Source organism: Bacteroidales bacterium (assembly GCA_018334875.1).
Taxonomy (GTDB): Bacteria; Bacteroidota; Bacteroidia; order Bacteroidales; family UBA12077; genus JAGXLC01.
Window position 1 is genome coordinate 1 of record JAGXLC010000223.1, and the last position, 6,720, is coordinate 6,720.

Annotated in this window: 5 protein-coding genes; 4 read left to right on the top strand and 1 reads right to left on the bottom strand. The window is 44.2% G+C overall.

Annotation, left to right across the window (positions count from 1 at the left end):
- Positions 1–225: 225 nt before the first annotated feature.
- The 3 genes from KGY70_14860 (at position 226) to KGY70_14870 (ending at position 2,600) form a co-directional block, all read left to right on the top strand.
- The gene (locus KGY70_14860) at positions 226–1,293 is read left to right on the top strand and encodes a PAS domain-containing protein (GenBank protein ID MBS3776474.1); all 1,068 of its coding nucleotides are present in this window, start codon (positions 226–228) and stop codon (positions 1,291–1,293) included.
- 267 nt (positions 1,294–1,560) lie between these two features.
- Entirely contained in the window at positions 1,561–1,941 is a 381-nt protein-coding gene (locus KGY70_14865; protein MBS3776475.1) for a response regulator, read from the top strand.
- A gap of 113 nt (positions 1,942–2,054) precedes the next feature.
- The gene (locus KGY70_14870) at positions 2,055–2,600 is read left to right on the top strand and encodes a GNAT family N-acetyltransferase (GenBank protein ID MBS3776476.1); all 546 of its coding nucleotides are present in this window, start codon (positions 2,055–2,057) and stop codon (positions 2,598–2,600) included.
- A 24-nt stretch (positions 2,601–2,624) separates the two neighbouring features.
- Here the strand turns inward: KGY70_14870 and KGY70_14875 are convergent, their stop codons facing one another.
- Complete coding sequence (locus KGY70_14875) at positions 2,625–3,989, bottom strand: Gfo/Idh/MocA family oxidoreductase (protein MBS3776477.1); 1,365 nt, start codon at positions 3,987–3,989, stop codon at positions 2,625–2,627.
- A 928-nt stretch (positions 3,990–4,917) separates the two neighbouring features.
- Here KGY70_14875 and KGY70_14880 point away from each other — a divergent pair.
- A partial coding sequence (locus tag KGY70_14880; GenBank protein ID MBS3776478.1) for a beta-lactamase family protein occupies positions 4,918–6,720 on the top strand: 1,803 nt, incomplete at its 3' end.

Consider the following 6,720-nt stretch of genomic DNA (forward strand, 5'->3'; position numbering starts at 1 on the left):
ACAAGCCTTAAAAAAGCGCTTCGCTAAAGAAACCAATGTTAAGATAAAGTTTGAACAACATGTTGGTTCAAGTTGCGCTTTAAGCGCCTAGAAGGCTTGTATGCACCGAAAAGTGAGGTAGATTTGAAATTCCGCTGATTATTTTTTATATTATACTTTAAAATAAAGCCCCATTCCAGTTTTTAAAATACTGGAAGACAGGCTATATTTGAAATTATTGCCTTTATGGATAAAAGCCAGTATGTATTAAAACTTGAACAAAAAATAGATCGTCTGGAGGCTCAGTTAGAGGGACAATTTTCGGCGGAATGTGCCATAGATGAAACTCCCGTTCCCATATTATCTGTGGACAGTGCCTATACACTAAAATACGCCAATCAGGCTTTTGGGGATTTGGTTGGGGTTCAGAAAAAGGATGTAATGAATAAGGGGCTGGATAGTATTTTTGGGAGAAAGAAATTCTTCAGATGTTTTAAAGGATTTATTGACAGGAGTTTTAAAGGGGTTGTGACAAGTCACCTTTGTCTGATAAACAATGCTCAGGGGGTCAAGGAAAACATGCATCTGGAATATTTACCTTTTTATATGGGATATTCTTCTGTCCAGAGGATTTTGATCCTTTTTAAAGATATAGAAGAGCCTAAATCCGATACCGATATCCCTGCCGGGTATTCCGAATTGATAGATATTCTTAATGCTTTTGGAGAAATCCTTTTTGTCACCAATGAAAATTTTGAGATTAAGTTCATGAACCTTCAGGGAAGAAACAAATTCGGTCTGAAAAACCGCGACATTGCAGGGAAAAAGTGTTATAATTTACTTCTGGGTAAGGATACTCCCCCGGACGAATGTCCATTTAAATCTAATGGACAAAACAGAAAATCTTCCTCATTGAAAGGACACAACATTTATGCTGTAGAAGGATATGCGATAAAAGCTTATCCCCTCCGCTTCAATTATGATTCACATTTCAGCATCCTTCATCAAATGATACCTGCTTCTGAGGCCGATAAAGAGTGCCTGGGTATGGATGATCTGGTTGTATCCGCTATTAATCAGAAAATTCACCAGGAGTTATACCGGTTTAGGAAACGCCTCAGTACCGCATACCCTAACCTTACTTCTCATAATCTTATTCATTGCGCCTTAATCAGGATGAATATGTCTACCGGTGAAATTGCAAGATATTTCCATGTAAATCCTACCAGTATTCAGCGTGCTCGGGTTCGGCTGAAGAAAAAGATGAATCTCTCCAGAGAAGACGATTTGATCAAATTTCTGATGAATACTTAATTTTTGTTTCTGTCATAGATTTGTCAAGGGTATCTGTAAGGAAAAGCATCCTGAAAATTGTACTTTGGTTTTTAATTTAAGGAATGATTTCTATAAATTATAGGAAATTTTTTCCCCTTTTCAGATAATTTAAGAATATTCCTGAAGTACGGGTATTTGCATTATTAAACATGGGGTAGTAAAATCATGAATAAACAACGGATTGACTTCCATTTATGGAGAAGGGTAAACACCGGGTGTGGTTAATCCGTTAAATGGTTTTTTATTATGAGTGATAGAGTTCCCATTTTGATCGTTGACTCTGACGAGGCCAGCAGCCTTCTTTTGAAAGAAATACTGCTTTCGGTTTTGCCCCATATTTATAAGATTTTATTGATGTCTGACGGCAGCGAGGCGGCTGACGTATGCCGCAGGGAAAAACCCAAAGCGGTGTTTACAGAGATCCGGGTAAAAGGTATGGATGGGATCCGGCTCACGAAATACATTAAGGAATTAGATCCCGGTATCCCCGTTATCATACAGACAGCCATTCCAAGGGAGCATGTTAGACAGCAGGTATGCGAATGCTGCTGCGATGGCTACCTTACAAAGCCGCTAGACCTCACGGAACTGAGAAAGCAACTGAAATCGGTTTTTCATCTTACTTGATTTACAGGAATTCCATTTGGTTTCTGTTCTTTATTACATCTTTTTTATCTTTGCCATGCCTCCCACCGGTAAAACGATACATGTGTTGGCATATTTCAGATAAATGAGTGAATATGAAAGATAAACCTTGTGAAACCCCGGTTGCTTCAATCGGGAAATACAAAGTATATCAACTGGATAAGGAAACAGCCACCTGTTATATTGATTCTATTGTAGAGCTTGTCAATTACATTCCCATGAAGGAGTATACCCGTGAAGAGGTTTTGGGCGATTATCATCCGGCGCGGACTATTTACGGCAAGTGGCAGCACAGCCTGATCGGATTTGATGGCAGCAAACCCATTGCCGTGCTGATTGCCTATGAACGACAAGCAGAAGATCATCCCGGCTACCGGGAAAACAGCATTTACATCAGTGAGCTGGCGGTGGATAAGGCATACCGCAGACAGGGCATTGCCCGGGAAATGCTGAAGATATTTTTCCGGCACAGCTCCCGGTTTCAATACTTACGGGGGGCTCCGGTTTATACCATCCAAACCAATGCTGCGAAATGGAACGAGCCGGTTCAAAACCTATATGAATCATTCGGCTATGAACCGGCCGGTACCAAAAAATATGAGAACAGAACGGATGTGGTGCTCAAAAAACGGCCCACCTGATGTGCAACCTCACCATGGTGCTTTTTATATTTTGTAATCCCGGTATATCGAACCCCAGGGCTCCCTCATCCAGCGGGTCAACAGTTGGTTGGCTGCAAAATTGTCTATAAACTCTTCTTTTTCGGGATCCCAGTCCAGATCTTGATTGAGCATCATGGCAATGTTGCCAAGATGGGCAATGGAGATGGAGCGATGGGCCACTTCGGCCGGCGCTATTGGCTCCTCACGGGAGATCACACAATCGATGAAATTCCTAAAATGGTTGTCGCTCTTATATAAATTGACTTCATCCGGTCCGATCTCTACATCTTCAAGGCTCTCCGGCTTAACCGTGTGTTTCTGCCTGCCGGCCCACACTTCTCCCTCGGTGCCCTTGAACGTGACCCCAAGGTCTTTATCGCTTTGAATGATCAGTTCCACCCCGTTCTCATAAATGCATTCAAAGTAGAATTCAGTGGCGGTATTCCATATGGGATGGTCGGACCATTTGGATTTTGGATTCCGGATTTTGACCGGCCCGGTATATTCGGTATTCATACCCCATTGTGCAATATCGGGGTGATGGCCGCCCCAGTCGGTTACATTCCCTCCGGAATAATCGAGCACCCACCTGAAATTGACATGGGTACGTGCCGGGCAGTAGTTCGCTTCGGGAGCCGGGCCCAGCCACATGTCGTAATTGAAGCCGTCCGGCACAGGTTCGGTTTCAGTTAAATGCCCTGTATTTCCAAAGTCGGGCGTGCCTCCTGGCAGTCCGCATACCACTGTCTGCAGCTCTCCAATCTTTCCGTTTCGTACCAGTTCACAAACCCTGCGGAAGTGATGGTTGGAACGCTGCTGGCTTCCGGTTTGAAATACGATATTGTTCTTTTTTACCGAATCGCTCATGTCTCTTCCTTCCTGAACCGTCAGAGAAAGGGGTTTCTGGCAGTAGATATCTTTTCCTGCGGCTGCCGCCATCATGACGGGGATGGCATGCCAGTGGTCCGGAGTGGCGATTTCCACCGCGTCAATATCCTTCAGATTGACGACCTCCCGGAAATCCTCAAATCCACGGCAGGATCTGTGTTTTTTGCCGTACTTTTCCGAATAGGCTTGGTCAACCATATTCATAAGATATGCTCTACCTGCCACCGCACCATCCCAGTAGCCGTCACTTTTTTTATTTACATCACAGATGGTGGTAATCTGAACCCTTTCATCGTTAAGGAATGAACGGGCATCATTGCATCCCTGGTTACCGGCGCCGATGAAAGCCAGGTTGATTCTGTCCGACGGGGGTACATGCCCGTTTTTCCCCATTGCAGAGGCAGGGATGATAGTTGGGGCGGCGACAAGCGCTGTGGCAGCCGCTGCCGTTCTTTTTAAAAATGTTCTTCGCGTTACCATATTGCTTTTAATTTTAGGTGTTTTCCGTAAACCAGACGGAAAAAATTTTTATAAAATTGATAAAAAATCGGGACACGCCCAAGCCAATTCTGGCCTACTTTATTCTTACCGCAGCTTTAGCGGCAAACAAATATCTTTTGACCTGATGATAGGTATCGATCTCAAAGTTATGGAATTTAACTTTTTTTGAACCACATAGGAAAGATAAGATTTCACATAGATTTATCATTTAAGCAACTGGGGTGTATTCTCAATTTTCTCCATCCACAGAAGTTTCTATTTCATTTGGTTATTTTTTATTTATGGGCAAATGAACCCCGATAAGGCACACCCAACCTAAACCCGCATGTTGGTCATGCTTTTGTTGTGTAAGATTACTGTAAGCGGATTTTATTCCAAAATAACCATTACAATATTTTGCACAAATAGCGGCTTACAGAAAACCTTATTTTTAGTTGCTCAACCTTCGTAGCCATGAAATACCCAATGATAACCAACCTTATTACCTTATTCTCCGGAAGAATATAACAACTGGATGTAAAAAAATAAGGTAATAAGGTTAAGTGATGGGGAGATGCCTTATGGCTACTAATGTTTAATATAAAGAAAAATAAGGTTTTTCAACTTTCTTGTTTTACTTAATGAAAAAAAATTTGTTATTCACAATATTTCTTTCTATGTGTTAGCCTATGTAAACTATGTGCCCCCGCCTGCTGCGGGCAGGACCGCCTGCCAGCGGGCAGGTATGTGGTTCAATATATTAATCAAATGATTTTTATGATCAGTCCAAAGAAAGGCTTACATAAAATTTAGAAATTGAAGTGCAGCGAAACTTTGCCAAAACTATTTATATCAATGAACACAACAAAATCGTTTTGCATACATTTGATGCGATATTGTTAATGGCATAAAACAAAGGGAGACCATTATGAAAAGCAGGATCAAAATATTGTTTCTGGCTTCTCTGATGCTGATTCCTGAGATTTTTAAGGGACAGAACAGGGAATCCTTCTCCGAGGAAATAACGGCCTTTGAATCTTTTTTGAAAAACCAGATGGAAGTGGACCGTATTCCGGGGCTTTCTGTCGGTTTTTACAAAGGCGATTTCATGTGGGCCGAAGGTTATGGGAAGATAGACCTGGAGAATGAAGTGGAAGCTACTGCCCAAAGCGCTTACCGGTTGGCTTCCGTTACCAAGTCGATGACTGCGGTGGCCATCATGCAGCTTCAGGAAGAAGGCAAACTGGATATTGATGATCCGGTCAGAAAGTACGTGCCCTATTTTCCCCGGAAAAAATGGGAGGTTACGTTGCGTCAGCTTATGGGCCATCTCGGGGGAATCAGTCATTACCAGGACTATGAGGAAGAAGGCTCCATCAGGGAGCATATGGATACGCGGGAGGCCATAGAGATCTTCAAAGATTTTGAATTGGTCGCCCAACCGGGTACCCAATACAATTACTCCAGCTATGGTTACAATCTGCTGGGAGCCGCCGTAGAAGGTGCCGCTGGTGTGCCTTACGGTAAGTACCTGCGGGAAAATATATGGGAGCCTTTGGATATGGACCATACCTGGATGGATGCTCCTGATCAGATCATACCCAAAAGGGCCGAAGGGTACCGCCTGGAATTCGGTGAGCTGAAAAGCTCGGAGTTTGTGAATATCAGCAGCCGTTTTGCCGCCGGGGGGACCCGCTCTACCGTGGTGGATATGTTGAAATATGCCCGTGGGCTGAATGAAGGAGCCATTTTATCTGACAAGAGCACCCGGATGATGGAGACATCCATGAACACGGCTGACGGCCGGCGAACCGATTACGGCATGGGCTGGCATGTAGATCCGGTTAACGGGCATTTTAAAGCCTCCCATACCGGCGGCCAGCCTGAGACCCGCACCATGCTGTTGCGTTTTCCTGCTGAGGATTTTGCCATTGCCCTGGCTTATAATCTTGAAGGAGGAAGCCAGCGTGCCATTGCCCGGCGTCTCTATCAGCTTATTATGGGCGAAGCCTGGAATGTGAAGCCTTATTCCGGAAGTGAGTTCGACAATGCCCTGATAGACGGTATATGGGATGTGTACAACTACGGAATGGCCTATTATGATTACCGTAACAAACCCCGCAATACCGATCCCGGAGAGATGGAAAGATCCTTCCGTTTTCTGAACAACACACTGAACCCCGATTCGCTCCGTGAGAATTTTGAAACCGTAAAACAAAAGATTGATTTGGGAATCCATCCGAAGGCCCGAAAGGCATATGTACGGGTAGGCTCGCATATGATCGCATCTCTGGTGGATCACTATGGTAAGGACCGTATGGAATACTATCACAGGAACGGGGCTTTTGCCTTGTTTGAAGATTACCTGGAGCTCACCCCTTCACAGGGCAACCGCTGGCCTGTGAATGAGGGCCTCACTGAAAAGATCCGGGCTTACCAAAATGACTGGTCGGAGGTGTGGAGCGGGTATAACCGGCAGTTGTTCATCGCGTCCTGGAACGATCCGGATGAAATCCTTCAAAGGCTTAATTTACGTGCAGCAGAAAAATCAATACATCCCGACTATACCTCTAAACTGGCCAACGCCCTTTTCGAAAAATTTTTAGATGAAAATGGCAATGGATCGGTCGATCCGGCAGAGCAATTCATATCACTCTACCCCGAATCGGCCGTACCCTATCTGACAAAAGGCCATCTGCATATTCTGAAAGGAGAAAAGGATCAGGCGGAG